This window comes from Paragemmobacter straminiformis (genome assembly GCF_014243445.1).
GTDB lineage: Bacteria > Pseudomonadota > Alphaproteobacteria > Rhodobacterales > Rhodobacteraceae > Paragemmobacter > Paragemmobacter straminiformis.
Genome location: NZ_JACLQD010000003.1, coordinates 212,393 through 238,648, shown reverse-complemented (window position 1 = coordinate 238,648; position 26,256 = coordinate 212,393). Strand labels below are relative to the sequence as shown.

Genomic DNA, 26,256 nt, shown 5'->3' with positions numbered 1-26,256 from the left:
GGCTTAAATAAGCGGGCGAATATTTTAACTAAAATATCGGACTGTGCCTTCGGAATGCAGATGCATCCGGGGTTTTAATGCTTTGACGATTCGCGCCCATTGCAATCAAAAGATATATAAACCCAGTCTAATGTTGATAAAACAATCGAATTGCAGAATAATAAGATTCGTAACCCGCCTTAATCGGTGACCGATTCGACTCACTCGCCCATCCCATCCGGCGGCCTTCGACAGGTCGGTGGTTGAAGCCTGTGACAAACCGGTGCGATCAGGGCAGCGAACGTTGCGTTCACAGGGAATGGGTCTGAAGCGATGGGTATTCTGGAAGTCTTCAAAAGAAACCTCACACGCATCGAGGACCAGCCACCCCCCCTTGCCGACCCGACCCTGGCCGAGTTTTTTGACAATCGCTATATCGGCTATGCCAATATAACGAAGCGCCGTCCCGAATTGGACAGGCTGGTATTCAACAAACACATCCGCGCCTCGCTCGGGCATTTCAAGATCAATCAGCTGACCACGCAGATTCTTGACGACTGGGTTTCGATCCATATCGGCAAGAATTACAAACCCGGCACCATCAACAAGCATATCAATTACCTTAAACGGGTGCTGAACGTGGCCCGCACATGGGGCGTCTTGCGCAAATCAAAGGAAGAATTGCGCATTTCGATCCGCATTCCGATGGGCGACCCGAAGCAGCGCTTCCTGTCATCCGAGGAAGTGATGCGGCTGATCCGGTCTTGCGAGACCGAGAACCACCCCTACCTCGGGCTGTTCGTCAACCTGCTGATCCTGACCGGTGCGCGCAGTTCGGAAGCCCGCCTTGCCAAGTGGGGCGAATTCGATCTGGTGCGCCGCGTCTGGACCGTGCCGATCTCGAAGAACGGCCGCGCCCGCCGCATCATCCTGAACGATGCCGCCGTGCGACTGCTCGACGACATCCGCCTGCGCACGGCCACGCTCGGCTTCGGTATCGCGGCGGATGACTACCTGTTCATGAACCCGCACCTGAAAAAGCCCTACCAAAGCTTCCACCTTGCTTGGGATCGTGTCCGCACCCGTCTGAACATGCGCGAGGTGCGCATCCACGACCTGCGCCACACCTATGCCAGCTTCCTGATCAACCACGGCGCCACGATCTACGAGGTGCAGAAGCTGCTGGGCCACCACCACATCAGCATGACCGAACGCTACGCCCACCTTTACCCCGACACGCTGCAACAGCGGGTCGAGCTGATCTCGCACGCCTTGGCCGGACAATAAAAAAAGCCCGGGCGCAAAGGCCCGGGCCGAGTCCAACAGGGAGGTAAGCCTATTTAACACGGGACCGTATAAAATTCCTTAAGGAAAACGGATGCCGACCCAGCGGAAAGTCTACCTTGGCGTGTATTCGCAACAGGTCCCGCGAAAGAAAAAAGGCCGGGCGCTAGGCCCGGCCAAGTCCAACAGGGAGGGTGCCGTGTCATGACCCCGACACGGCAAGGGGAACTGTCTGCAACGTCCTGATACCCATATAGGTATCGAATCTGGCGACAATAAGACCCTAGGCGACCAATCTGTATCCGCCGCTCTCGGTTACAAGCAGACGGGCGTTCGACGGATCAGGTTCGATCTTTTGCCGCAGACGGTAGATGTGGGTTTCCAGCGTATGCGTGGTAACCCCTGCGTTGTATCCCCAGACCTCGTGCAACAGCACGTCGCGCGCAACTACGGATTGTTGTGCCCGATACAGGAACTTCAGGATGTTGGTTTCCTTTTCGGTCAGGCGGATTTTCTTTTCCTTTTCGTCCACCAGCATCTTCTGCGCCGGCTTGAAGGTGTAGGGACCAAGCTGGAAGATCGCGTCCTCGGATTGTTCGTGCTGGCGCAGCTGCGCCCTGATGCGCGCCAGCAACACCGGAAACTTGAACGGCTTGGTGACGTAGTCGTTCGCCCCCGCGTCCAGCCCCAGAATCGTGTCGGCATCCGAATCATGGCCTGTCAGCATCAGCACCGGGCATTTGACGCCCTGCTTGCGCATCCGGCGGCACAATTCGCGCCCGTCGGTATCGGGCAGGCCCACGTCGAGGATCAGCAGGTCGTAAAGCCCCGCCTTGGCCTTCTCCATCCCCTCGGCGCCGGTGCGCGCCTCGAAGACATCGAAATCCTCGGTCATCACCAGCTGTTCGCTCAGCGCCTCGCGCAGGTCGTCGTCATCATCGACAAGAAGGATCTTCCGCAAAGTGGCCATCAGGTGAACTCCGTTCTGTCCTTGGCCCCACAGATGCGCCTGCCCCCGCTTTCGGGCAAGATATGCAACAAAACCCTCACGCGGACGTGTCGCTTGGGCGGGCTATGTTTCAATTTCCGCGCGGGCGGCTTAGATAGGCCGGCAGGAGAACCCGCAATGCCGCTACATCCGACCATCGTCGAACGCCTTGCCCGCGCCCGTGGCGACCTGCGCATGGGCGTGCCGGTGGTGCTGACGGGTGACGGGCAGGCCGTGGCCTTCGTCGCGGTCGAGGAGCTGTCGGCCGATCGTCTGGCCGCCCTGCGCGCGCTTGGGCCGCTGGAGTTGGCCCTGACCGCCCGCCGCGCCGAAACGCTGAAAACCCCGGCCTATGACGGCGACATTGCCCGCATCGCCGTCCCGTCCGATGGCGACACCCGCTGGCTGCGCGCCCTTGCCGACCCGGCCGATGACCTGCGCGTGCCGATGAAAGGGCCGCTCCGGTCGCTGCGCGATGGCGCGGCCACGCTGCACCGCGCGGCATTGCAACTGGTCAAGTCGGCGCAGCTTTTGCCTGCCGCGCTGCTTGTGCAAATTCCCCACGGGCTGGCGCTGGCCGAAGCCAACGGGCTGACCCTGCTGCCGCTGCACGAGATCACGCCCGAACTGGCCCGCATGTCGCCGCTGCACGGCGTGGTCAACGCCCGCCTTCCGATGCAGGCGGCGCAGGCGGGGCGGCTTCACATCTTTCGCCCCGAGGACGGCGGGGCCGAACATTACGCCATCGAGATCGGCAAACCCGACCGTTCGGCCCCGGTTCTTGCCCGCCTGCATTCGGCCTGCTTCACGGGCGACGTTCTGGGCAGCCTGAAATGCGACTGCGGCCCGCAACTGCGGGCGGCCCTTGCGCAGATGGGCAGCGAAGGCGCGGGCGTGCTGCTCTACCTCAACCAAGAGGGGCGCGGGATCGGCCTTGCCAACAAGATGCGCGCCTATTCCCTGCAAGACCAGGGCTTCGACACGGTCGAGGCCAACCACCGTCTCGGCTTTGAGGATGACGAGCGCGATTTCCGCATCGGCGCGGGTATCCTGCGGCAGATGGGCTTTTCCGCCGTGCGCCTGCTGACCAACAACCCCCGCAAACTGGCGATGATGGAAAGCTGTGGCCTGACCGTGACCGAACGCGTGCCGCTTCAGGTCGGCCAGACCGCGCAGAACGCCGGATACCTTGCCACCAAGGCCGCGAAATCGGGGCACCTGCTGTGAAGCCTGCCGATCTGGTGGTGACCCGCTGGGGCGCGCGCTTCATGGGGCGGCGCTTTCCTTGCGCCATCGGCAAGCATGGCACCACCGACCGCAAGCGCGAGGGAGACGGCAAAACCCCGCTCGGCACCCACCGCATCGTCGGCATGCTTTACCGCCCCGACCGTCTGTCGCCATCGCAACTGCCCGACTGGGCGCTGCCCTTCGGCCCCGCCGACCTTTGGTCGGACGACCCGCGCGACCCCGACTACAACCTGATGGTCCGCGCCCCGCATGGCTACAGCCACGAACGCCTGACACGCGCCGACCCGATGTATGACCTGATCCTGCTCACCGACTGGAACTGGCCGCAAGCCGTGCCCGGTCTCGGCTCGGCCATCTTCCTGCACGGATGGCGCCGCCCGCGCCACGGCACGGCGGGATGCGTGGCCTTTGCCCTGCCCGATCTTCTGTGGATCGCGAACCGCATCCGCCATTCCACCCGCCTCATCATCCGCTGACCCTTTCCAAAACGCTTTGGAACCCTTATGCTCCTTGCGCAAAAGGGAGGGTCCGAGTCATGGCCAAAACGCCGTCCACCACGGATGACGACATTTTCGCGCTGCGCCTTGCCCGTTCGGCCCCCGATCTTTGGCCCATGCTCGACGCCCTTTACGGCACCCGCGAGGATTACCCCGCCTTCCGCGAGGCGTTGCTCAAGACCCTTGCGAAATCGTGGAAGGCGCGGCCTGCCGACCTCAAACTCCTTGACCTGAAACGCGATCTGGAACCCGACTGGTTCCAGCGCCCCGACATGGCGGGCTATGTGTTCTACATCGACCGCTTCGCCGGAACGATCCCCGAAGCCGTTGAAAAACTGCCCTATCTTCAAGAACTTGGCATCACATACGTCCACTTCATGCCCTGCCTGAAGCCCCGCCCCGGCGACAGTGACGGCGGCTATTCGGTGATGGATTACCGCGCCATCAACCCCGCCTACGGCACGATGGACGACTTTGAAGCCGCCGCCCGCACCTTTCGCGAAAACGGCATCTCGCTCTGCATCGACCTTGTGCTGAACCACACGGCCAAGGAACACGCATGGGCGAAAAAGGCCGCAAAGGGCGATCCGAAATATCAGGACTATTACCTGATGTTCGACACCCCCGATCTTCCAAAGCGTTATGAAGAAACGCTGGTCGAGGTGTTCCCCGACAATGCCCCCGGCAACTTCACCCATTACCCCGATTTCGGCAAATGGGTCTGGACCACCTTCAACGAACACCAGTGGGACCTGAACTGGGCCAACCCTTGGGTCTTTCTTGAAATCACCGATATCATGCTGGCGCTTGCCAATCGCGGGGCCAGCATCCTGCGGCTCGACGCGGTGGCCTTCATGTGGAAGCGCATGGGAACCCGCTGCCAGTCGGAACCCGAGGTTCACATGATCCTTCAGGCCCTGCGCGCCGCCTCGCGCATCGCGGCCCCCGCCACGATCCACCTTGCCGAGGCCATCGTCGCCCCGGCCGAGATGATCCCCTATCTTGGCCGCGGCAGGCATGACGGACGCGAAGGCAACCTCGCCTATCACAACAGCCTTATGGTGCAATTCTGGTCGGCACTGGCCACCCGCGACACGCGCCTGATGACCCATGTTCTGGGCACGCATTTCCCGACGAAACTGACCAACGCGACCTATGCCACCTATATCCGCTGCCACGACGATATCGGCTGGGCCGTGACAGACGAGGATGCCGCCGCCCTGCACCTTTCCGGCCCCGCGCACCGCGCCTATCTGTCCGACTTTTACGAAGGCTCCTTCCCCGGGTCCTTTGCCCAAGGCGCACTGTTCCAGCATAACGAAGCCACGGGCGACAAACGCATTTCCGGCAGTTTCGCCTCGCTCGCGGGGCTGCAACGGGCGCTTACCAGCAATGATGGCACCGCCATCGACCACGCCGTGCAGCGCATCCTGATGGGTCACGCGCTGATCGCGGCCTTTGGTGGCATCCCGCTGATCTACATGGGTGACGAACTCGCCCTGCTGAACGACGACAGCTACCTTGCGGTGCCCGAACACGCCCATGACAGCCGCTGGATTCACCGCCCGCGCATGGACTGGCAGCTTGCCCGCACGCGCCACCAAGGCGACACGCCCGCCGCGCGCGTGTTTCAGGGCACGCAGCACATCCTGTCCCGCCGCCGCGCCACGCCCGCGCTGCACGGCGGCAACGCCACGCGCATCCTGCCCTGCGAAGCGGCACAAGTCTTTGCTTTCGCGCGGGAAACGCCGACCGGAAACCTGATCTGCCTGTTCAACTTCTCGGAAAACTGGGTCCACCTGCCGGAAAGCTGGCTGCGCCAGAACGGCGCCGTGAACCTGCATGACGAGTTGTCTGACAACGCGGTCGCGGTGCATGCGGGCGCCATCGCCCTGCCGCCCTTTGCCCGCGCGTGGATCAGTTAGCGTAGTTCCGCGCGCCGAAGATGGCCGAGCCCACGCGCACATGCGTGGCCCCTGCGGCAATCGCGGCCTCGAAATCGCCGCTCATCCCCATCGACAGGCCCGCAAGCCCGTTCTGCGCCGCCATATCCGACAGCATGGCGAAATGCGGGGCCGAATCTTCGCCCTCGGGCGGGATGCACATCAGCCCTTCTAGCGGCAGGTCAATGCCACGGCAGCTTGCCAGAAACGCATCCAGATCGGCCGGAAGGACACCCGCTTTCTGCGGTTCCTCGCCCGTGTTCACCTGCACGAACAGCTTGGGACAGCGCCCCCGCTCTTGCGCCAGACGCGCCAGCTTTTCGGCAAGCGAGGGGCGGTCCACCGTATGGATCGCGTCGAACAGGTCCACCGCCAGCTTGGCCTTGTTGGTCTGCAACGGCCCGATCATATGCACCGCAACCGCGCCGAAGCGCGCGCGCAGGTCGGGCCATTTGCCCGCCGCTTCCTGCACATAGTTTTCCCCGAACACCCGATGCCCGCTTTCCAGCACGGCAACGACCCGTTCAAGCGGTTGCACCTTGGACACGGCGATCAACTGCACCGACCCCGCCGCCCGCCCCGAGGCAACCTCTGCCGCCGCAATCCGCGCCTGAATGTCCTGCAAAGCCATGCCAACCCCCGTGTTCAGCGCCAATCTAGCGCCCCGCAACGCCACGGAAAGCAAAGAAAAAGGGCGGGCACAAGGCCCGCCCTTTCCCCATCAGGTTCTGACGGATCAGAACGAGAACGACAGACCAGCGTCGTACTGGGTGTCCGAACCTTCGGTTTGCTGGATACCAGCAACGAAGGAAGCGCCACCGCCGAGGTCGTACGAACCGCCGAGGCCGTAGGAGTTGTTGTCGCCCTTGTCAGCAGCGAAAGCGGTCGCAACGATGCCCGACACGGTGTAGTCAACCGAAACCGCTTTCAGCACGTTGGTGCCGTTGTCGGCAACGACAGCTTTGACGGTCGCGCCAGCGAAGGTGCCCGAAACGCCCAGCGAAAGCTGGTCAACGGTGTCTTCGGTGGTGCCAGCAGCCGTGATGTCGGTGTCGATGGTGGCTTTTTCGTAGCCCAGAGCAACGCTGTAGGCATCGGTCTTGTAACCAACGGCGATCGACTGCGCGTCAGCCTTGGTATTTTTGGCGTCTGCATCGGTCAGGGTCGCAAGAGCGGTGTCCTTGTTGTTGACCGGCGTAGCGCCAAGGCCCTTAACCGACAGAGCCAGGCTCAGAGCGCCCGACGAGTAGGTGTACAAGGCACCGGCCGGACCGCCAACATAGCCAAGTTCGTTCGAATCGCCCAGACCGGTCAGGCCCACGCCCGACACGTTGCCAACCAGCGTGTTGGCGGCCGAGTCGACGTCGCCCATAGCCAGTTTGCCAAAGGCGCCCGAGACAAACACCGAACCAGCGGTGCCCGAATTGGCGGCAGCGGCATTGTCAGCGCGGAAGCCGGCGCCGAACTCGAGGCCCGAGTCGCTGGTGCCCGAAGCACTGAAGGCGACGCGAGCGCGCGAGGTCAGACCGGTTTGCGATTCAATCGTCTCGCCGTTGAACAGCGGATCGGTGTCGACGTTCTGGGCGATGATGCCCATACGCGCGGTTCCCGACAGGGTCACTTCAGCGTGGGCGGCGGCGGAAGCTGCAACGAACACGGTCGTCGCGAGCAGGATCTTTTTCATAGGAACTCTCCTTACGGGTTACAAACACTCCGATGGGGCGGAAAATAGTCTGCGTTTCCGTATCAGGTGAACCCCAAGGTTGCAGATGCGGCGAAAACGCGGGTGTCATGGTGCATCATCGCCACAGTGCGATGCATTGGCGCATCACAGGCAAAGCGCCGCGCGCGGGGGCGTAAACCCTTGATCCAAAGGCCGATGCGCCCGCCTTCCGCAGCGTCACCCCGGCCCGCCCGAACGGCCCGTACGCCCAAGGCCCTGCTAACGCAACGGTCGCGGACGGCCCGCCATTCCCGCCCCCGCCCGATTCGCTTCACGACAGGCCGCACCGATTTTTCGCCACCAACCACCCGCGGGCTGGATCAAGGCGGCCTGCGGTGCTACCCAAATGCGGCGCATCCGGCGCGGCCCGATGTTACCGCGCCGCGCCACCTTGCGCCCCGTGTTCCTTGTCGCCCGTGCCGCCTGTTCCGCGCCCCGCCCCGCCCAGCACGCAAGGACCGATGCCCTGAAAACAGTCGTCATCTTCGGCGCGAAACCCGGATCGGCGCTTCCCGCCGGCGATGCGATCTATGCCGCCAACGCCGCGATCATGGACCGCGAGTCCGAGGCCGCAGGCTTTGCCGAAAAGACAGTCGTCGCCAGCGCCCTTGTCATGGCCAAAGGGCTGATCGAGGGCGGGCCGAACGACGCGCTTTACCGCCGCAAGCTGGAAACGGTCCGCCACTGCGGCTTTGACCGACTGGTCCTTTTCGCCGATCCGGGCGGGCGCGATCTGGTCAACCGGGCGCGCGGCCTGCTCGAAGGCGGCTTTGCCAAGGGCACCACGCTTTACAGCGTCGCCGAACGCCGCGCCCTGACCCGCCGCATCGGCGGCTGCGGCTATCCGGTGACCGACGCCAGTTTCTTTCGCCAGCCGCTGCCCGTCGTGGCGCGCGACTGGGTCGAGATCCAGAAACTGCGCCTCGGCTGGCTTTTGGGCCAAGGGCACAAGGACGCGCGGGCGAAATACCGCCCCTCGACCGGACTTCTGGCGCTGCTGGTCGCCATCGCGGAAAACGGCCCCGATGCGCATTATGTGCTGTCGGGCATCGGCCTTGCCGGACGCAACGAATTCCTGATGGGCGGCGAGATCACCCGCAACAAGGCCAATCGCGCCGATGCGCTGCCGAAACACGTTCAGGCCGATGTGATCCTGCTGCAAAAGCTGGCCGGAACGCACCGGCTTTCCACCACCGAACCCGAGCTTTCCCCTTTTGTCATGATGGTGAAACCATGAGTATCCTGTCCGACGCGCTGGAACGGACCAAACGCGCGGCGACGCGGCGCATGCTGCCGGTTCTGCTGGGCGACCGTTTCGATCCGGCCACGGTCAACCCTGCGGCGGCCCGTCATGTCAGCCTCTTTCCGCAGATCGGCCTTGGCTACAACCGCGTGAAAAAGAATGCCAACTCGACCACCGTCTCGATCCTGACCGAACTGGGAACAGGGCGGCGGCTGGAAGACCAGTCTGCCAAGCGCAGCCTGCGCCATCTGGAAAGCGCAAGCTGGCCCGAACTGCGCCGCGCGCGCGACATGCATTTCTTCGTCATCACCCGCGACCCCTATTCGCGCGTGCTGTCGGCCTTTCTGAACAAATTCGCCAAGGACAGCTACCAAAGCGATTTCCGCGCCTTCCCTCTCGACCGGGGCGGGTTTTCCGACTTTCTCAAATGGCTGGCCGACGGCGCCTTGACGAAAGACCCGCATTGGGACGCGCAGCACAAGCTGATCTTCGCGCCGCTCTCGGCCTATGACAGCGTGCTGCGCTTCGAAGAATTTCCCGATTGCTTCATCGATCTGCTGACCCGCCGCGAAATTCCCGTCGGGCGCGATCTTGCCCAGCGGATGGGTCAGGTGAACAGCCAGACACGCACAAGGGCAAGCGCCAAACTGGCCGAATTCTACACCCCCGCCGCCGAGGCGCTGGTGACCGACCTTTTCGCCAGCGACTTCGATCTCTTGTCCTACAAACGCGGTCTGTCCCCGAAACCCGTCGCAGCGGAGCTTACCTCCTGACCCGAACACCCGCCCCCGATGCCGCCGTCTCCGGTCCGGTCGTCTTTGCCGCAACGTCGCTGGTCACGGCAGTCGCGGCGAGCCTTGGCTATCTTTGGCCCATCGTCGCCACGCCCGATGCCGTGGTCATCCTGCTGACGCTGGTTCTGGCGCTGCTGGTCTCGACCGCGCTTCTGTCCTTTGCCCCGCGCCGGATCGGCTGGCTTCTGGCGGCAGCACTGGCAGCCGGAGCGCAAGGCTACACCGCCTGCCTTCTGGCCCCCGCGTCGGGGCCAAGCGGGCTGACCCTTGCGGCTGGCGGTTTCGCCCTGTGCCTTCTGGGGGCATGGGTCGGCAGGGGCAGGGCCGACGGCAGCCAAAGCCTGATCGTTCCGCTGGCAACCGCGCTTGCCGCCACGGCGCTTGTCGGGTCCGTCGCCTATCTGACGCCCGAGGCGCTTGACCGCCGCGCCGCGTGGCAGGGGCAAGCCGCGCGCGACCTGCCCGCGCCTTCCGCCAATGCCCCGCGCTTTGCCAAACGCCCCGATGTCTTTCTGCTCGGCTTCCTGTCGGCCATTCCCGACCGGATCGCGCAAGACCACCTTGGCCTGACCGCGACGGGCTTGCAGGATGTGCTGGAACGGCACGGGCTGACCCGCATTCCCAACAGCTTTTCCGGCGCATCTCCGACCCGCCGCTCTTACGAAGCGCTGCTCACCCTCGGCAACGCCCGCATCCTGCCCGATGACGAAAGCGACGATTCGGGCCATGCCTTCACCGGCGCGCAACCCAGTGCCGTGTTCGATGCCTTTGCCGCCAATGGCTACAGGATCGACGCCGTCACCGAGGACCGCAAGTTCGGCCGCTTCGCCGGACCCTTTATCGACCGGCTGACCATCGCCCGCGATGCCTCGGTTTGCGCCGATACCTTCCTGCCCGATGCGGTGCGGAACACGCTGTTCATCGGGGCCTGCACCCTGCGCGACAGCCGCCTTTACGCAAGCTTCGGCCCGACCGAGGCCGATCTTGCCGAAACCTATGCTGCCGCCATCGGCACGGCGCTTGCGAACCCGGAACCGACCGTCCTTCTGGGCCATTTCCGCCCGCCCTACCACTATCGGGGGCCAAAGCTCGACGCGCCCGATCCGGCCGCCACCGCCGATTTCGCCGAACGCTATGCCGCCTCGACCGAAACCGCCGCGCGGCTGATGGACCGGCTTCTGACCGAGATCGAGGCGCAAAGCCCCGATGCCATCGTTTTCGTCTTTGGCGACATGGGCGTGGGCCTGTCGGAAGCGCCGCAAACGCCCGAGGCTTCGGCCTTTGCCCTGACCGACACCTTCGGCGTTCTGGCGGCTGTCAAATACCCCGGCACCTGCGCGGCGCTGGATCATGGCGGCAGGCCGGTGACGACCCCGGCCCTTCTTGGCGATATCCTCGCCTGCCTGTCGGGAACCAAACCGGCCACAGCGCCGCCGGTGATCGGCATCCCCTCGGGGCAGATCGACCCCGCGCCCTTCGCCTATGAATGACGCCTAGCCGCGCGGCCGGGCGTCAAGCTTGGCGCGCACACCGGCTTCGATCCTGCCCGCGATCTCGCGGTCATTTTCAAGATGCGCCGCGATCCGCGCGCGCTCGGCAGCGTCAAGCGCCTTGCCCGCGGCCAGTTTCGCAAGGATTTCGATGTCATAGAAGCGCAGCGCATTCGCCAGAACGAAAACCTCGTCCATCATGTCGGGCGTGCCCAGCGGCGAGGTGACATCGCAGATGTTGTCCGACCCGATCCGCACCTGAATTCCGGCGGCCAGAAACTCGAGAACCCGCGCGATCGAGTTGAACGTGGGCGAGGTCAGGCCCCGATATTGCCGCATGCTGATCGCACCCGACGGGCAGGTGATCACACCGACATTATGTCCGGCCATGCGCTGCACCAGCGTCTCGAAGCGCCCCTCGTCATAGGTCGAGGGCGAGATGACGTGAATAAGCCAGACGTCCGGCTCGGGCTGCGGCACCGGCCCGCCGATTTCGTCCAGCACATCCAGAAGGATTTCGGTCGCACCCTCGGCGGCGTGGTTCGCCTGATCGACATGGATGTGGATGTGCTTGCCCAAAGACCGCGCCAGCGAAATGCCCCGCAGGCAGCTTTCGCGGAACCCGATATGGTCGGGATACATCTCGCGGTCATCGCGTTCCGGCAACAGCCCCAGAAAATCGGCAAAGCGCGCCCCTTCTTCCAGCAGCGCCCAGCGGCGCGGCTCGTCATCGCGCAGGCCCAGCGGCGTATAGGCCCCGAAGCGCAGGTCGAGCCGCCCGCGATACCGGTCCTGCAATTCGGCAAAGACGTGCAGCGCCGACAATTCCACCCGATCCGCCGTGGTATCGACCACACTGTCGGCCCGCCGCGTTCCGGCGGCGATCATCTCGTCCAGATAAAAGGCGACGCGCTCGGCCAACACCGGCGGGTCGTAAAGCGCGCTTTGGTGAATCAGCGGAATCAGCGCATGCTTTCCCGCAAGGGTCAGCGTGGTCGCGTCCTGAAGCGTGCTTCCGGTCAGGATCCGCAACGTCTCGTGATAGGTTCCGGCGCGGTCCAGATGCAGATGCGAATTGAAATGGCCGCCATGCGCCTGGATCGCCCGGGCGAGTTCCTTGTAATAGGGCGTCCGTGTCGCGGGCACGTTGATTGCAGCATCCGTCACAGCATGTTCCGTTCTTCTCTGGCCGCACCAAAGGGGCGGCGGTTCAGGCCGTCCAATATTCTTTCAACCATTCAAAGCCCTTGGCCCGATAGCGCAGCGGCCGGCTGACACCGGCAAGCGCCTCTTCGATGCTCGGCTTGCCGTGAAAGCACAGCACGCTGCACCCTTTGGGCGGCTGCGGCTGGCGCAGCAGGTTCAGCGGGAAAACCGGCAGAAGGTCGCGCTTGTAGCTGCAAACCAGCTCGTTCGGCAGATAGCTGAGCTGCCCGTGCCGCAGCGCCGTGATCGACGAGTAATATTGCTCGCTGCCCTTGTGCATATCGATCATCCGGATCGGATCGCGGGCGAAATCCTCGTAAAGATAGGGGTGCAGCGACGGGTCGAAGGTAAAGACCGATCCGTGCCCCCCCTGACGTCCGAAGCGCGCGTAACGCCACTCGCGCCGAAAGGCCACGCGCCCGGGCGCAAAGTCGAGGATCGGGCCAAGCGGTCCGGTCACGACCACATCGATGTCGAACCCGATCATCTGGCCCTGCATTCCGGCAAGACCCGGTTTGAACAGCGAGATCTTGCGCCACGCGCCTTTGCGCCCCTCGCGCGTGCGGCCGTAGTCATAGGCATGCTCGAAAGGTTCGACCGGAATCGGCTGGATTTCTATCCCGCTGTCGAGACCGCGCGCATTGTCGGTAAAGCAGATGAACCGGAAATCACGGTCCATGAAACGCGACACGCCGCGATACAGGTTGTTCACATAATGTTGCCCGTATTTCTGGCCCCATTTTATGCAAACGACATTGACTGGTGCTTTGTCGGCCAAATCAGGCAACGCCTTTACGCAGGGACAACTATGACGAAAGCCGTCCGGACCGCCGTTGCACCGGCTTTCCGAAACGCGCGATCGCCAGAGTCCGTTTGAACATTCTGTTAGTGATGGTTAACTGAACGACGCGCCGAAGTCCATGTTCCGGAGTCGGGATTTAGGCCGCAACAGGCCGCCATCCGCGGGAAAACGTCGCTCGGACGGACCTAAAGATTGATTGAATGTCTCGAAAGATCGGTCGGTTGATACCGGCGAAACAAGGAAAGCCGCAAACGCCCATGTCACATGCGCCCATCAAGCATCTCAATATCATCTGCTACAAATGGGGCGACCGGTATTCGTCTGAGGAAGTGAACATCCTGCGCGCCAGCGTGCGCCGCAACCTGTCGATTCCGCATCGGTTCTTTTGCCTGACCGATGACACGACCGGCCTTGCCGCCGATATTGAAACCGCCCCCCTCTCGGAATTGGGGCGCATCGGAAACGGCCCCAAGATCTATACCTTCTCCGAAGGCTTCCTCGGGCTTGGCCCGAAAGATTACGTCGTCAGCCTCGACATCGACATCGTGATCGTCGGCAGCCTCGATTTCCTTGCCGACCGGCCCGAACTCGATTTCGTCATCGCCCGCCACAGGGCAAGCCGCACCCGTTCGCGCGGGCATGGCGCGGTCTACCGGCTGCGGGTCGGCTCGATGGCGCATATCTGGAACGACTTCGTGGCCGATGTCCAAGGCTGGTCGAACAGGCTGCCGGGCAAGAACGACAACCCCTTCAGCGAACAGCGCTGGCTTGAACACCATTTCAAAGGGCGCGAGATGGACCATTTCCCCGACAACAAGATCATCATCTTCCGCGTCGATTGCGCGGCCCGATCCTTCAGCTATTTCCTCGGCCGCCGCGCCGGGCAACTGGGCCTGACCACCGCCTTTCTGGGCAAGGCCCGCCTTCCGGGAAAGGGCGAGGCGATCGTCTCGTTTTCAGGCCAGACCAAGCCCAAGGACGTCTTGCACCGCCACCACGGCCACCTGAAACAGGCGCCGTTCGCGGCGGAACACTGGCACCTCTGACCTAGCGCAACAGCGAGTGATAGTCTTGAACCTCCGAAGGATATCCGAACGCCTCGAAGTCGGCGCGATAGGTGCGCAGGATCGACTCGAGCGATCTGCGCGTCATCCTGATGTCCTGCGCTTCGGTCCGGTTCCTGTGTTCGGTCACGGCGGGCATGTCCATTCCCGTGATTGCGGCCAGCTTGCCGACCAGCGGGGCAAGCCCCTCCTCGATGCGGAACACATCGCAGTCGAACACGCGGAAATCGGTCTGCGGGCGGAAATGGTTCTCGCGGTACCACGGGTCTTGCGCCGCGCGGGCCAAAGACAGCGCAAGCCAACGGTCAAATCCCAGAATGGCCTGCCAACGCGGAAAGGCCTTGCGGCACTGGTAGCGATATTCGCTCAGCACACGCTCGACAGGGTTGCGGACCATCATGAAACTGTAATCGAACATCCCCGGCAGGAAGATCCGCTCCAGCGCCTCGCGCGGCAAATGGCGCGGGCGCAGCGCGTGCCGGCCGATGCGGATGCGATCATCGAACCGCTTTTCGCCCAACCCCTCGAGCATGGCCGTAACGCTTGTCCCGGCGCATTTCGGAATATGGACGAACAGCACCGAATGCCCACGACACGAAAAGACTGCCACGACCGAACCTCTTTCTGAATGCTCCGGCCCCTTCGCAAACCGCGACCGGCGCCGATTCGCAGGAATTAACGACTTCGCCTTCCCGGCTAAAGGAAAAACGCCCGATGACCACGGTCTACACCATCCTCGGCATGCACAAGTCAGGCACGACCCTGCTTAGCCAGATGCTCGACGCATCGGGTATCGGCATGATCGAGGGCGTCGATTCCCGCAGCTACGATCAGGGCAACCATTTCGAACGGCTCTCGACGAACGGCCTGAACAAGCGCCTGCTGGGCTGCGGCGAGGCGAACAGCCTGCGCGTCATCACCCCCTATGCCGCAGGCCCCGACCATGCCGACCGCATCGCCGAGGCACGGGCCCTTGCGTCCGAAATCGCGGCCCCCGGCGGTGACTGGGGGTTCAAGGACCCCCGCTCTTGCCTGACCCACGCCTTCTGGGCCGAAGCCCTGCCCGACCTGCGCGTGATCTGCGTCTATCGCAGCGCGGCAAGCGTGCGGCGGCACTACACCGCGCGCAAACACCTTTCGGTCAGCCGTGGCGCGCGGGCGCTGCGGGCATGGTATCTCTACAATCACGGCATGCTCGCCGCCTATGACTCGACCGCCCCCGCGCGGCGCATCCTGCTCAACTACGAAACCCTTCTGACCGACGATGCCGAACTGCGGCGGCTGCAAGCCTTTGTCGGCCGCCCCTTGCAGGATTCGCGTCGTCCCGCCCTCAACCGTCGCAGCAGCGCGATCGGGTTGCGGGAACGCATCGAACGCGCGGCGCTGCGCGGGTTTGCCGGTCTCGACATCACCGCCCTCGAATCCCGTCTCGCCGCCGCCCTCGCGGCCGAGCGCGGCTGATCCAGCACAGGAAAACCGCTTGTCCACCGTCCTTACACTTCTGCAAGACGCAGCCCGCCGCGCGCCCGACGCGCCTGCCCTGATCATCCCGCAGGGCGTCACGCTTGACTATGCGGCGTTCGAATCGGCGGTCCTGTCGCTTGCGGCAGGGCTTCAGGCCAAGGGCTTCGCGAAACGCCGTATCGCCATTGTCCTTCCCGCAGGGGCCGAGATGTGCCAGGCGCTTTTCGCCACGGCCATCGCGGGCGTTGCCGTGCCGTTCAACCCGTCCTCGACCCTGTCCGAACTGCTGGCCTATTTCTCGATGGCCGGGGTCGCCGCCGTTCTGACGCTGCCGCAGGCCCTGCCCGCCGCCGCCGAAGCGGCGCAGGTGCTGGACCTGCCCTTGCTCGACTTTCACGCGGTCTCGGCCCCGCAAGCCGATGCGCGGCTTGCCGCACCCGATCCGTCCGATCTGGCCATCGTGCTGATGACATCGGGCACCACGGGGCGCGGCAAGCTGGTGCCGCTGACCCATGCGAACCTGCTGGCCGGAACGCGCGAGGTCGCCCGCTCGCTCGGGCTGACAGCGCAGGACCGCGTTCTCAGCATGTGGGAATTGCACCATGTCGGCGGCATCGTCGACCTGCTGCTTGCCCCGATCTTCGCAGGCGGCAGCGTCGTCGCCTCGGGGCGTTTCGATGCGCAACGCTTCTTCGACCTGCTCGGCAGCGCGCAGCCCACATGGTTTCAGGGCGTGCCCACCACCTTGGGCGATATTGCCACCCTCGCCCGCCGCGAAGGCCGCGACCCGCGCGGGTCGTCGCTGCGGTTCCTGCGCTCGGTCGCGGCGGCCCTGCCTGCGGCGCAGCTGGCCGAACTGGAACAGCTTTTCGCCCTGCCCGTCATCACCACCTTCGGCATGACCGAAGCATCGCCCCTCATCGCCTCGACCCGCCTGCCGCCCGCCCTGCGCAAGCCCGGATCGGCAGGCACCCCCTGCGGAACCGAAATCGCCATCATGGACGACCACGGCACCCCCCTGCCCGCACTGGAACGGGGCGAGGTCGCCATTCGCGGCCCGAACGTCTTTACAGGCTACGAGAACAATCCCGAGGCCAATGCCGAATCCTTCCGCAACGGCTGGTTCTATACCGGCGACCTCGGCTATCTCGACACCGACGGCGACCTGTTCCTGACGGGTCGGTCAAAGGACATCATCAACCGTGGCGGCGAAAAGATCGCCCCGCAAGAGGTGGACGAGGTGGCGCTGTCCCACCCCGACATCCTGCACGCCGCCTGCTTTCCGGTGCCCCATGCCACCTTGGGCGAAGATATCGCCATCGCCGTCGTGCCCCGCGCGGGCGCTGCGCTGACGCTGCGCGACATCAAGACCCACATCGGCGCATCGCTGGCCCCCTTCAAGGTGCCGCGCCATCTGGTGCTGGTCGATGCCTTGCCGCGCAACCCGATCGGAAAGGTGCTGCGCACCGCCCTGACGGCCGCTTTCACCGAACAGGCACAGGCGGCCGATCACCCGCCCGAAGGGCAGCCCGAACGGGCCAGCCCGCTGGAAACCGCCGTCGCAACCCTTTGGGCCGAGGAGCTCGACCTGCCGCAGGTGGGGCTGGACGACGACTTCGCGCAGATCGGCGGCGATTCCCTGTCGAGCATGCGCCTCATTCTGGCGGTCGAGCGGCTGACGGGCCTGCGCATTCCCGATGACGCCGTGGCCCAGATCGACACCGTGCGGCAAATGTCGGCCTTCCTCGTCACCCTTGGCGCGACCGAAAAGCCGCCCTTCCGCACCAAGGCCGACCGCAAGGACCGCGACGCCCTGCTTGACGCGGTGCAGGCCGCAACCGCCGACCGCGACGGCTTTGACGACACTCTGCTGCAACGCTGCACCAGCATCGTCGAACTCGACATCATCCGCCATACGCTTGAAAACGTGGCCCCGCCCGCCCTGCTGACCCGCCTTTTCGCAGCATCTCCGGAAAAGCGCGGCTGGTGGCCCTTTGGCAGGACCGCCCTTGCCCGCCGCCGCGCCGACTGGTCGCGCGAGGTGGCAGCCACCCTTGCCGACGCGACCGATCCCCTGGCGTGGCAGCGCGTGACGGTTTCGGACAACGTCGATCTGATGACCGATCCCTCGGTCCCCTCGAACCGCAAGACGCTGGTCATCGGCTTTACCAGCCGCGCCATGCGCCTGACCGCGCCCACCTACCAGATCCTCTGCGCGCTCGACCCTGCACAGCACGACCTTTTGCTGCTGCGCGACCCCGACCGGAGGCATTACTTCTCGGGCGTGCCGGGGGTGGCGACCTCGCTTGGCGGGGTGGCGCGCTGGATCGCCGATTGGCAGGCCCCGCTTGCCTATCGCGAAACCGTGGCGCTTGGCACCAGCGCGGGCGGCATTCCGGCGCTGGTCGTGGGCCTGCAGAACGGATGCCGCCGCATCCTGCTGTCAGGGGCCGACTCGCCCAAGCGGCACCCGCATTTCGCGGCACCTCTGGCGCAGGCGGCCACGCGGCTTGACCAGTCGCCCGAAACCCGCGTCACCATCGCCTTTTCGGCGGGCAAGGACCGCGACCGCGACGCCGCCGCCGATCTGGCGGCCCTGTTCCCCCGCGCCACGCTGGCCGGAGACCCGCGCTTTGACGAACACCCGCTGCTCTACCTTTTGCACCGCAAGGGAGAGCTGAAGCCCTTCCTGCGCAAACACCTGCTTGGTCCCTAGCGGCGGGCCGCGACGATCCGGCGCCAGATCGGCAAGATCGTCTCGTCGCGGTCGCTGTTCAGCATCGCCTCGCGTTCCAGCCAGCGCGCCAGATTGCGCGCGGGGCGGGTGCGGTTGGCAATGCTGCCGCGAACGATCTTGGCGCGGAACTCGTCAAGCGACTTCGACCAGTAGTGGTTGATCCGCAACACCGCATAGGGCAGGTCGCAATCGTCCGACCGCTGCCGTGGCGGGCGGCCCCGTTCGTCGACCGTCGCCCCCGACCAGACAGCCCGTGGCGCGTGAACCCCCTGAAACCGCACCTTGCGCGGGTTCACGATGCTTTTGCCGTCGCGCGACCAGCCGGTCACATAGTTGGACCTGTCCTTGACCTTGCCGTGGTCGAAACCGTCAGCCAGCGCCGCGGCATGGCCCATGCAGGCGGTATAGGCCTCGACCACCGGCAGATCGGGCTGCGCCTCGTGCCCGCCCGACCCGAACAGCACCCAATAGACAAAGACCGCCGCCGCCTCGGCATAGCCACGCAGCACCTCGGGCAGGGGCGCGCCGGTCGGGCTGAACAGGAATTCGTCAAGGTCGATAAAGGCGATCCAGCGCGCCTCGGTCCGCCGCCGCAGGATGCAGTCGTTATAGGCAGGCACCTGCGGCTTTACCGTCCAGTCGGTCAGGGTGATCTTTCCCGCCGCGATCCACGGGGCAAGCACCTCGGCGAAACCGTCGGTGCTGCCGTCGTTGTACAGATAGAAATGCCCGACCCCGACGCCGTGGTGAAATGTCAGCCATTCGTCGAGATAGCGCGCCTCGTTCTTGAAGATGGCGCAAACCGCCAGCTCATGCGCAAAGGCGGTCTGCAGGTCGCGCCGCGCCGCCAACCATCGTCCGATGAAACCGAAAGGATCCAGCATCTGTTCCGCGTCCCGCGCTTGGCCCTGCCTTGCGGCGGCGGGCGGTCAATCGCGCTGTGCGCAGTAATCCGTCAGCATCCGCTCGCGGTGCCATTCGCTGCCCATCGGCGTATCGGCGTATTCGTGGAAACAGGGCGTGCCCAGCGTGTAATGCAACAGCTTGGCATCGGGGTTCTCGCCCAGCTCGTCGGGCAGCCAGTTCCAGACCTTGGGCAATTCGCCCACCAGATCGTCGCTCAGCCACGTAAAGCGGTGCAGCTGCGCGCCGGTGCCCTTGGCCACGAAATCGGGCGTGACCACGCGGTTGGCCGGATGGCCGCAGTTCCACAGCACCACGCTCGACCAGTTCTTGCGCGGGTAATCCTCGTTCGCCGAGCCAAGGTATTTCGTCGATTGCCGCGTCTTGTAATCATGATGCACGCACAGCACGGCCTTGCTTTCGTCGCGCAGCGCCCACAGCTTCGCCAGATCGTCGCGCAGGATCATGTCGCCGTCGATGAACAGCGCCCAGCCCTGGTAGTTCATCAGCGAAGGCACCAGAAAGCGCGTGTAGATAAAGGCGTTCGACCCGTCGCTGTGGGTTTCCTTGTAGGTCGACAGGTTCTTGAGGGCGAGCGGCGTGACCGCCACCACATCCGACGAATGCCGGATGATGCTGTTGACACATACGTGGTAGGCAATCGCCTCGCGTTCATCGAAACCGATAAAGACGTTCATCATTCCAGTGCCCTCGCCTGCCTGTCCGCTTTGCGGCGTCTTACCGCATTAACGAAAGTTATCACAGCCACCCTTAAGACAAAGCCGGGGGTCATGCCAAGCACCGGGCCTTGCACCCGCAAATGAAAAGAGCGGGCACAAGGCCCGCTCTTTCCATATCGTTTGACCGGTTAGGATCAGAACGAGAAGGTCACGCCGAGGTCGTAGGCGGTGTTGTCGCCGAGGAACTCGTTGTCGACGTTCACAACGCCGCCCTTGACCGAAGCGCCGCCGCCGAGGTCGTAGGAAGCGCCGAGGCCAACAGCGGTGGTTTCACCGGCGATGAAGTCGGTGTCGACCACTTTGTAGTAGCCGGTCACAGCCAGAGCGTCCGCCGAGTAGGTGGCCGACAGGCCGTACTGGGTCAGGTCGAAGCCCGAGCCGAGGTCAGCCTGGCCGTACACGACTTTGGCCGAGACAGCGCCGAAGGTGCCGCCAGCCGACGCCACGACGTGGGTCGCATCGTCGCCAAAGAGGCCGTCATCGGTCGATTCGTAGCCGATGCCGAAGTTGTAGTCGCCCATCTTGTAGCCGAGGCCGAGGGCGTAGTTCGACACCTGGGCGCCGTCCGAGGCCGAAGCGTAGACCGACAGGTCGCCAGCGGTGTAGGCGTACTGGACGATCGGCTCGCCTTCAGCGCCGTCACCGGTCAGGTAGACGGTGTCCGAGAAGTCGCCGAGGCCGGTGTAGCCAACGCCCGACAGGTCGCCGACGGCAGCTTCAGCAGCGCCAGCAACGTTGCCCATCGACAGTTTGCCGAAAGCGCCCGAGATGAACACGGAACCGTCGGTGGTGTCGGTGTTGCCGTTGGCGCCAACAGCGTTGTCAGCACGGAACGAAGCGCCGAACGACAGGCCGCCATCGGTTTCGCCCGAGAGGGTGAAAGCGACGCGAGCGCGGCTCGAGAATTCGGTGGTGTCACCGTCGTTGACGATACCCATGCGGGCGTCGCCCGACAGGGTCACTTCGGCAGCGGCGAAGCCAGCGGTGCCGACCAGAACAGTGGTCGCAAGAAGAATCTTTTTCATAGTTTCCCTCGTTGTCTTAAGGAACCCAGCCCAGGGGAATCCGGAGTGGGGATGGATCGTTAATCATTCCTAACGACCCCGATTGCAACGCCCGCATGTTAATCAATGTGAATGCGCCTCTGCGTGGTGCAACTCCGCCACACCCCGCCCTGTCGCGGCGGGGCAAGCGCCGGTCGGCGCTGCGCGCGCCCCTGTCACCGCCCGCATCACCGCCCCGGCAGCCCCCTCGCGCGCACGGCGCATGCGGGGCGCGTGCGTGCCATCTGTTACCGCAGGGTGACGGTCAGGGGGGCGGGCGCGCTTTCTTTCGCCGGACAGGCCCTGCAACGCGGTCGCGAACGCATCGACACCGGGAAAAGCCTTGGCAGGCCCGGATGGCTGGGCTAGACAACCCCAACAGGATAACGGGGGTGGGTATGGACCTGCATCGCTTGGCACGGATCGCGCTGATCGGCGGCCTTCTCATCACGCTCTCGGCCTGCGGCACGGGAATCGGCAGCGGCGACAGCGGATTGTTCCGCCGCGACCGCTCGGGAATCCCCTCGGTCGACCAGCAGGACCGCAAGGCCCGCGCCGATGCCCAGCGCGCCGCACAGGCCCGCGCCACCGGCGAGGACAAGCCCAAATCCACGCTCTTCGACCTGTTCAAGAACTCGGCCGATCCGAACACCACGGTCGAGGTGAACAAGTATCTCTGGCAGGCCTCGCTCGAGGTGCTGGACTTCCTGCCCATCGAATCGGTCGACCCCTTCACCGGGGTCATCGTGACGGGCTACGGCACGCCCCCCGGCGGTGGCCGCGCCTATCGCGCCACGATCTACGTGCAGGACCCTGCGCTTGACGCCCGCAGCCTCAAGGTCGCGCTGCAATCGCGCGGCGGTGCCGCCGTCCCGCCCGAAACCGCCCGCGCGGTGGAAGACGCCATCCTGACCCGCGCGCGCCAGATCCGCATCCGCGACAGCAAACTTTGATCGCTTAGGCACGTCACGCGGCGGCGTAAGCCGCTGGACCTTGGCGGTTCCACGGGTATAACCACGCCCGCAGGATACGCCGAGGGGCCAGTGATGTCGCGCTACGAACCAAGCCAGACCGAACCGAAATGGCAAGCCGCATGGGATGCGGCTGGCACCTTTACGGCCAGGCGCGACCCGTCCAAGCCGAAATACTACGTGCTGGAAATGTTCCCCTACCCCTCGGGGCGCATCCACATGGGCCATGTGCGCAACTATACGATGGGTGACGTGGTCGCCCGCTACAAGGCGGCAAGCGGCTTCTCGGTCCTGCACCCGATGGGCTGGGACGCCTTTGGCATGCCCGCCGAGAATGCCGCGATGGAACGCGGCGGCCACCCCAAGGAATGGACCTATTCCAACATCGCCGACATGCGCGGCCAGATGAAACCGCTTGGCCTGTCAATCGACTGGTCGCGCGAATTCGCCACCTGCGACCCCGAATATTACGGCCAGCAACAGGCCATGTTCATCGACATGATGGAAGCGGGCCTGATCTACCGCAAGAACGCCGTGGTGAACTGGGATCCGGTCGACATGACCGTGCTTGCCAACGAACAGGTGATCGACGGTCGCGGCTGGCGGTCGGGCGCGCTGGTCGAACGGCGCGAGCTGACGCAATGGTTCTTCCGCATCTCGGACTATTCCGGCGAGCTGCTCGAGGCTTTGGACACGCTCAAGGACTGGCCCGAGAAAGTCCGCCTGATGCAGGCCAACTGGATCGGCAAGTCGCGCGGCCTGCAATTCGCCTTTACCACCACCGGCGCGCCCGAAGGCTTTGACCGGCTCGAGGTCTATACCACCCGCCCCGACACGCTGCTCGGTGCGTCCTTCGCGGCCATCTCGCCCGATCACCCCTTGGCCAAACAGCTTGAACGCCACGACCCCAAGGTTGCCGAATTCGTCGCCGAATGCCGCCGCATCGGCACCAGCGAGGAAGCCTTGGAAAAGGCCGAAAAGCGCGGGCTCGATACCGGCATCCGCGTGCTGCACCCCTTTGACAACACATGGGAACTGCCCGTCTACATCGCCAATTTCATCCTGATGGATTACGGCACCGGCGCCATCTTCGGCTGCCCCGCCCATGACCAGCGCGATTTCGAATTCGCCTCTAAATACGGCCTGCCGATCAAGTCCGTGTTCACCGCCGAAGGCACCGACGAATCCCTGCTGGCCGAAGCCTTCGCCCCGATGAAATCCGAACGCGTCCGCTACCTGCGCGGCTTCGCCGGAGCCGAGGTGCAGACCGGCGAGGACGCCGTCGCCGCCGCCATCGCCCAATGCGAATCGAACGGCATCGGGCGCGGGGTCACCAACTACCGCCTGCGCGACTGGGGCATCTCGCGCCAGCGCTACTGGGGCTGCCCGATTCCGGTCGTGCATTGCGTCACCTGCGGCGTGGTCGCTGAATCCAAGGCGAACCTGCCCGTCAGATTGCCCGACGACGTCACCTTCGACCAGCCGGGCAACCCGCTCGACCGCCATCCCACATGGCGCGACTGCACCTGCCCGAAATGCGGCGCGGCGGCACGGCGCGAAACCGACACGATGGACACTTTCGTCGATTCCTCGTGGTATTACGCCCGCTTCACCGCCCCCCGCGCCACCACCCCCACCGTGGCCGAGGATGCCGATTACTGGATGAACGTCGACCAGTACATCGGCGGCATCGAACACGCGATTCTCCACCTGCTCTACTCGCGCTTCTTCGCCCGCGCGATGCACAAGACGGGCCACCTGCCGCAAAAGGCCATCGAACCCTTCAACGCGCTTTTCACCCAAGGCATGGTCACGCACGAGATCTACAAGACCACCGATGCCAACGGCCGCCCCGTCTATCACCTGCCCGAAGACATCATCCGCAGCGAAAGCGGCGCGACGCTGAAAGACGGCACCGCGATCGAGGTGATCCCCTCGGCCAAGATGTCCAAGTCGAAGAAGAACGTCGTCGACCCGATGAACATCATCGCCTCTTTCGGGGCCGATACCGCGCGCTGGTTCGTCATGTCCGACAGCCCGCCCGAGCGTGACGTGGAATGGACCGCCTCGGGCGCCGAAGCCGCGTACAAACACCTCGCCCGCGTCTGGCGCATCGCCGACGAACTGACACGCGGCAACACCCCTGCCAATGCGGCCGAAGATGCCGCCCTTGCCAAGGCCTCCGCCAAGGCCGTGGACGAAGTCACCCGCGGCATCGAAAGCTTTGCCTTCAACAAGGCCATCGCCAAGCTTTACGAATTCACCAACACCCTGCACCGCTCGGCCGCAGGCACCGCCGCCAAGGCCGATGCCATGCGCGTCATGGCGCAGCTCATGTCGCCGATGACCCCGCACCTTGCCGAAGAGGTCTGGCAAATGCTGGGCGGCGCGGGCCTTGTGGCGCAGGCGGCATGGCCAAAGGCCGATCCGGCCCTGCTGGTCGACGACAGCATCACCCTGCCGATCCAGATCAACGGCAAGCGCCGCGCGGAAATCACCGTTCCGGCCGACATGCCCGCATCCGAGGTTGAAAAGATCGCCCTCACCGACGAAGCTGTGGTCAAATTCCTCGCGGGGCAACCCGTGAAGAAGATCATCGTCGTTCCGGGGCGTATCATCAATGTCGTCGTCTGACCGTCGCCAGTTCCTGATCCTGCTGGCCGCCCTTCCGGTGGCGGCCTGCGGCTTTACCCCCGCCTATGCCCCCGGCGCGGGCGGTGACAGGCTGCGCGGCCGCGTCGCCGTCCAGGCCCCCGACAGCCGCAACGAATTCGCCTTTGCCGGGCGGCTCAGCGCGCGCCTCGGGCAGGCAAGCACCGCCGAATACACCCTGACCTACAGCCTGAGGGTCGAACGTGTCAGCGGCGGCATTTCGCCCGCCAACGATATCACGCGCTACACGCTCAAGGGCGAGGCCACCTATACGCTGACCGAAAACGCCACCGGCACCCGCGCGGCAGGCGGCACCGTGCGCAACTTCACCTCGTGGTCGGCAACCGGCAGCACCGTGGCGGGCGTCACCGCCGAAGAGGCGGCGGCCGAGCGGCTCATGACCATCCTCGCCGACGACATCGTCGCACGGCTGATCGCCGAAGCGCCATGATCCTTCGGGGGGCCGAGGCGACCCGCTATTTCGCCAAACCCGACCCCGCCAAGACCGGCCTGCTGATCTTTGGCGCCGATACCATGCGCGTCGCCCTCAAGCGGCAAGAGGTGATCGCCGCCCTGATCGGCCCGCAGGGCGAACAGGAGATGCGCCTCAGTCGCATTCCCGCCGCCGACCTGCGCAAAGATGCAGCCCTGCTGCTCGACGCGATCAAATCGCAGGGGTTCTTTCCCGGCCCGCGCGTGGCCTTTGTCGAAGACGCCACCGACACGCTGACCGCCACGCTGACCACCGCCCTGATGGAATGGCGCGCGGGCGATGCCCAGATCGTCGTCACCGCCGGAAACCTCACCGGCAAATCCACCCTCAAGACGCTGTTCGAAAAGCACCCTTCGGCCTTCTGCGCGGGCCTTTATGACGACCCGCCCAGCCGCGAGGAGATCGAGGCCGCACTTGCCAAAGCCGGCCTGACAAACATCGACCGAGAGGCGATGACCGACCTTGCCGCCCTTGCCCGCGCCATCGACCCCGGCGATTTCCGCCAGACGCTCGACAAGATCGCGCTCTACAAATACGGCGATGCGACCCCCCTCACCCCGGCCGAGGTGGCCGCCCTTGCCCCCGCCACCATCGAGGCCGAGGTCGACGACCTCATCACCGCCGCAGCCGAGGGCCGCGTGACCGACCTCGCCCCCCTGCTGCGCCGGCTTGAAGCGCAGGGCACCCAGCCCGTCGCCCTCTGCATCGCCGCCATGCGCCATTTCCGCGCCCTTTACGGCGCGGTCACCGATCCGGGCGGCGTGTCGGCAGGCATCGCCAAGGCGCGCGGCATTCCCTTCAAGGCCCGCGATGCGATGCAGCGGCAGGCATCGAACTGGGGCACCCGCAAGCTCGAGGATGCCATCACCCTGCTGGTGGAAACCGACCTCACGCTCCGCTCCGCCTCGCGCGCGCCCTCGCTTGCGCTGATGGAACGCGCGCTGATCCGCCTCGCCATGCTGGCCCAGCGCCGCTAGCAAATCCTGACGCAG

Annotated in this window: 23 protein-coding genes; 14 read left to right on the top strand and 9 right to left on the bottom strand. The window is 64.7% G+C overall.

What is annotated here, in order from left to right; all coding sequences use genetic code 11:
* Positions 1-312 precede the first annotated feature (312 nt).
* Positions 313-1,266 carry a tyrosine-type recombinase/integrase gene (locus H7F16_RS11685; protein ID WP_185797779.1) on the top strand — a complete coding sequence of 318 codons (954 nt, stop codon included), beginning with the start codon at positions 313-315 and terminating at the stop codon, positions 1,264-1,266.
* Between the two features lie 280 nt (positions 1,267-1,546).
* On the opposite strand, the gene H7F16_RS11680 is transcribed toward H7F16_RS11685, so the two are convergent.
* Positions 1,547-2,233 carry a response regulator transcription factor gene (locus H7F16_RS11680; protein WP_185797778.1) on the bottom strand — a complete coding sequence of 229 codons (687 nt, stop codon included), beginning with the start codon at positions 2,231-2,233 and terminating at the stop codon, positions 1,547-1,549.
* Between the two features lie 156 nt (positions 2,234-2,389).
* Here H7F16_RS11680 and ribA point away from each other — a divergent pair, with 156 nt between their 5' ends.
* Genes ribA through H7F16_RS11665 form a run of 3 tightly spaced genes read left to right on the top strand, consistent with a single transcriptional unit; the run spans position 2,390 to position 5,921 of the window.
* Entirely contained in the window at positions 2,390-3,478 is a 1,089-nt protein-coding gene (ribA, locus tag H7F16_RS11675; RefSeq protein WP_185797777.1) for a GTP cyclohydrolase II, read from the top strand.
* Positions 3,475-3,975 (top strand): L,D-transpeptidase family protein, encoded by a 501-nt coding sequence (locus H7F16_RS11670; RefSeq protein ID WP_338402001.1) that lies wholly within the window; start codon positions 3,475-3,477, stop codon positions 3,973-3,975. The genes ribA and H7F16_RS11670 overlap by 4 nt, the downstream gene beginning before the upstream one ends.
* 59 nt (positions 3,976-4,034) lie before the next feature.
* Positions 4,035-5,921 carry an amylosucrase gene (locus H7F16_RS11665; protein ID WP_185797776.1) on the top strand — a complete coding sequence of 629 codons (1,887 nt, stop codon included), beginning with the start codon at positions 4,035-4,037 and terminating at the stop codon, positions 5,919-5,921.
* Here H7F16_RS11665 and H7F16_RS11660 read toward each other — a convergent pair.
* On the bottom strand, positions 5,914-6,570 hold the full coding sequence (locus tag H7F16_RS11660; RefSeq protein WP_185797775.1) for a YggS family pyridoxal phosphate-dependent enzyme: 657 nt from the start codon (positions 6,568-6,570) through the stop codon (positions 5,914-5,916). The genes H7F16_RS11665 and H7F16_RS11660 overlap by 8 nt on opposite strands.
* A gap of 105 nt (positions 6,571-6,675) precedes the next feature.
* Positions 6,676-7,623 carry a porin gene (locus H7F16_RS11655; RefSeq protein WP_185797774.1) on the bottom strand — a complete coding sequence of 316 codons (948 nt, stop codon included), beginning with the start codon at positions 7,621-7,623 and terminating at the stop codon, positions 6,676-6,678.
* A 409-nt stretch (positions 7,624-8,032) separates the two neighbouring features.
* On the opposite strand from H7F16_RS11655, the gene H7F16_RS11650 reads away from it, so the two are divergent.
* The 3 genes from H7F16_RS11650 to H7F16_RS11640 all read left to right on the top strand — a co-directional run bounded on the left by H7F16_RS11650 (position 8,033) and on the right by H7F16_RS11640 (position 11,189).
* Positions 8,033-8,899 (top strand): hypothetical protein, encoded by an 867-nt coding sequence (locus H7F16_RS11650; RefSeq protein ID WP_185797773.1) that lies wholly within the window; start codon positions 8,033-8,035, stop codon positions 8,897-8,899.
* Positions 8,896-9,678 carry a sulfotransferase family 2 domain-containing protein gene (locus H7F16_RS11645; protein WP_185797772.1) on the top strand — a complete coding sequence of 261 codons (783 nt, stop codon included), beginning with the start codon at positions 8,896-8,898 and terminating at the stop codon, positions 9,676-9,678. The genes H7F16_RS11650 and H7F16_RS11645 overlap by 4 nt, the downstream gene beginning before the upstream one ends.
* Positions 9,679-9,800: 122 nt before the next feature.
* On the top strand, positions 9,801-11,189 hold the full coding sequence (locus H7F16_RS11640; protein ID WP_185797771.1) for a hypothetical protein: 1,389 nt from the start codon (positions 9,801-9,803) through the stop codon (positions 11,187-11,189).
* A gap of 3 nt (positions 11,190-11,192) precedes the next feature.
* Here the strand turns inward: H7F16_RS11640 and H7F16_RS11635 are convergent, their stop codons facing one another.
* A complete protein-coding gene (locus tag H7F16_RS11635) occupies positions 11,193-12,356 on the bottom strand; it encodes an amidohydrolase family protein (RefSeq protein ID WP_185797770.1) in 1,164 nt (387 codons plus the stop codon).
* A gap of 43 nt (positions 12,357-12,399) precedes the next feature.
* A complete protein-coding gene (locus H7F16_RS11630) occupies positions 12,400-13,107 on the bottom strand; it encodes a PH domain-containing protein (protein WP_185797769.1) in 708 nt (235 codons plus the stop codon).
* 347 nt (positions 13,108-13,454) lie between these two features.
* On the opposite strand from H7F16_RS11630, the gene H7F16_RS11625 reads away from it, so the two are divergent.
* Entirely contained in the window at positions 13,455-14,243 is a 789-nt protein-coding gene (locus H7F16_RS11625; protein ID WP_185797768.1) for a hypothetical protein, read from the top strand.
* A 1-nt stretch (position 14,244) separates the two neighbouring features.
* Here H7F16_RS11625 and H7F16_RS11620 read toward each other — a convergent pair whose 3' ends face one another.
* The gene (locus H7F16_RS11620; RefSeq protein ID WP_185797767.1) at positions 14,245-14,871 is read right to left on the bottom strand and encodes a sulfotransferase family 2 domain-containing protein; all 627 of its coding nucleotides are present in this window, start codon (positions 14,869-14,871) and stop codon (positions 14,245-14,247) included.
* A 104-nt stretch (positions 14,872-14,975) separates the two neighbouring features.
* On the opposite strand from H7F16_RS11620, the gene H7F16_RS11615 reads away from it, so the two are divergent.
* On the top strand, positions 14,976-15,722 hold the full coding sequence (locus H7F16_RS11615; RefSeq protein WP_185797766.1) for a sulfotransferase family protein: 747 nt from the start codon (positions 14,976-14,978) through the stop codon (positions 15,720-15,722).
* A gap of 19 nt (positions 15,723-15,741) precedes the next feature.
* A complete protein-coding gene (locus H7F16_RS11610) occupies positions 15,742-18,441 on the top strand; it encodes a non-ribosomal peptide synthetase (protein WP_185797765.1) in 2,700 nt (899 codons plus the stop codon).
* Here H7F16_RS11610 and H7F16_RS11605 read toward each other — a convergent pair.
* From H7F16_RS11605 to H7F16_RS11595, 3 genes are all read right to left on the bottom strand, one after another.
* Positions 18,438-19,346 (bottom strand): glycosyltransferase family 92 protein, encoded by a 909-nt coding sequence (locus H7F16_RS11605; protein WP_185797764.1) that lies wholly within the window; start codon positions 19,344-19,346, stop codon positions 18,438-18,440. The two genes, H7F16_RS11610 and H7F16_RS11605, sit on opposite strands and share 4 nt — an antisense overlap.
* A gap of 45 nt (positions 19,347-19,391) precedes the next feature.
* Positions 19,392-20,066: a glycosyltransferase gene (locus tag H7F16_RS11600; RefSeq protein ID WP_185797763.1), complete on the bottom strand. Its 675-nt coding sequence runs from the start codon at positions 20,064-20,066 to the stop codon at positions 19,392-19,394.
* 173 nt (positions 20,067-20,239) lie between these two features.
* Entirely contained in the window at positions 20,240-21,130 is an 891-nt protein-coding gene (locus tag H7F16_RS11595) for a porin (RefSeq protein WP_185797762.1), read from the bottom strand.
* A gap of 416 nt (positions 21,131-21,546) precedes the next feature.
* Between H7F16_RS11595 and H7F16_RS11590 the strand changes: the two genes are divergently transcribed.
* The 4 genes from H7F16_RS11590 to holA all read left to right on the top strand — a co-directional run bounded on the left by H7F16_RS11590 (position 21,547) and on the right by holA (position 26,241).
* Positions 21,547-22,101, top strand: coding sequence for a DUF3576 domain-containing protein (locus H7F16_RS11590; RefSeq protein ID WP_185797761.1), 555 nt, complete (start codon positions 21,547-21,549; stop codon positions 22,099-22,101).
* 93 nt (positions 22,102-22,194) lie between these two features.
* A complete protein-coding gene (gene leuS / locus H7F16_RS11585; RefSeq protein ID WP_185797760.1) occupies positions 22,195-24,753 on the top strand; it encodes a leucine--tRNA ligase in 2,559 nt (852 codons plus the stop codon).
* Complete coding sequence (gene lptE / locus H7F16_RS11580; protein WP_185797759.1) at positions 24,740-25,222, top strand: LPS assembly lipoprotein LptE; 483 nt, start codon at positions 24,740-24,742, stop codon at positions 25,220-25,222. Before leuS ends, lptE begins: the two co-directional genes overlap by 14 nt.
* Positions 25,219-26,241, top strand: coding sequence for a DNA polymerase III subunit delta (gene holA, locus H7F16_RS11575; protein WP_185797758.1), 1,023 nt, complete (start codon positions 25,219-25,221; stop codon positions 26,239-26,241). Before lptE ends, holA begins: the two co-directional genes overlap by 4 nt.
* Positions 26,242-26,256 lie beyond the last annotated feature (15 nt).

Coding starts and splice junctions, on each gene's coding strand:
- H7F16_RS11685 (WP_185797779.1), top strand. CDS start 313: ATGGGTATTCTGGAAGTCTTCAAAAGAAACCTCACACGCATCGAGGAC.
- H7F16_RS11680 (WP_185797778.1), bottom strand. CDS start 2,233: ATGGCCACTTTGCGGAAGATCCTTCTTGTCGATGATGACGACGACCTG.
- ribA (WP_185797777.1), top strand. CDS start 2,390: ATGCCGCTACATCCGACCATCGTCGAACGCCTTGCCCGCGCCCGTGGC.
- H7F16_RS11665 (WP_185797776.1), top strand. CDS start 4,035: ATGGCCAAAACGCCGTCCACCACGGATGACGACATTTTCGCGCTGCGC.
- H7F16_RS11660 (WP_185797775.1), bottom strand. CDS start 6,570: ATGGCTTTGCAGGACATTCAGGCGCGGATTGCGGCGGCAGAGGTTGCC.
- H7F16_RS11655 (WP_185797774.1), bottom strand. CDS start 7,623: ATGAAAAAGATCCTGCTCGCGACGACCGTGTTCGTTGCAGCTTCCGCC.
- H7F16_RS11650 (WP_185797773.1), top strand. CDS start 8,033: ATGTTACCGCGCCGCGCCACCTTGCGCCCCGTGTTCCTTGTCGCCCGT.
- H7F16_RS11645 (WP_185797772.1), top strand. CDS start 8,896: ATGAGTATCCTGTCCGACGCGCTGGAACGGACCAAACGCGCGGCGACG.
- H7F16_RS11625 (WP_185797768.1), top strand. CDS start 13,455: ATGTCACATGCGCCCATCAAGCATCTCAATATCATCTGCTACAAATGG.
- H7F16_RS11615 (WP_185797766.1), top strand. CDS start 14,976: ATGACCACGGTCTACACCATCCTCGGCATGCACAAGTCAGGCACGACC.
- H7F16_RS11605 (WP_185797764.1), bottom strand. CDS start 19,346: ATGCTGGATCCTTTCGGTTTCATCGGACGATGGTTGGCGGCGCGGCGC.
- H7F16_RS11600 (WP_185797763.1), bottom strand. CDS start 20,066: ATGATGAACGTCTTTATCGGTTTCGATGAACGCGAGGCGATTGCCTAC.
- H7F16_RS11595 (WP_185797762.1), bottom strand. CDS start 21,130: ATGAAAAAGATTCTTCTTGCGACCACTGTTCTGGTCGGCACCGCTGGC.
- H7F16_RS11590 (WP_185797761.1), top strand. CDS start 21,547: ATGGACCTGCATCGCTTGGCACGGATCGCGCTGATCGGCGGCCTTCTC.
- leuS (WP_185797760.1), top strand. CDS start 22,195: ATGTCGCGCTACGAACCAAGCCAGACCGAACCGAAATGGCAAGCCGCA.
- lptE (WP_185797759.1), top strand. CDS start 24,740: ATGTCGTCGTCTGACCGTCGCCAGTTCCTGATCCTGCTGGCCGCCCTT.
- holA (WP_185797758.1), top strand. CDS start 25,219: ATGATCCTTCGGGGGGCCGAGGCGACCCGCTATTTCGCCAAACCCGAC.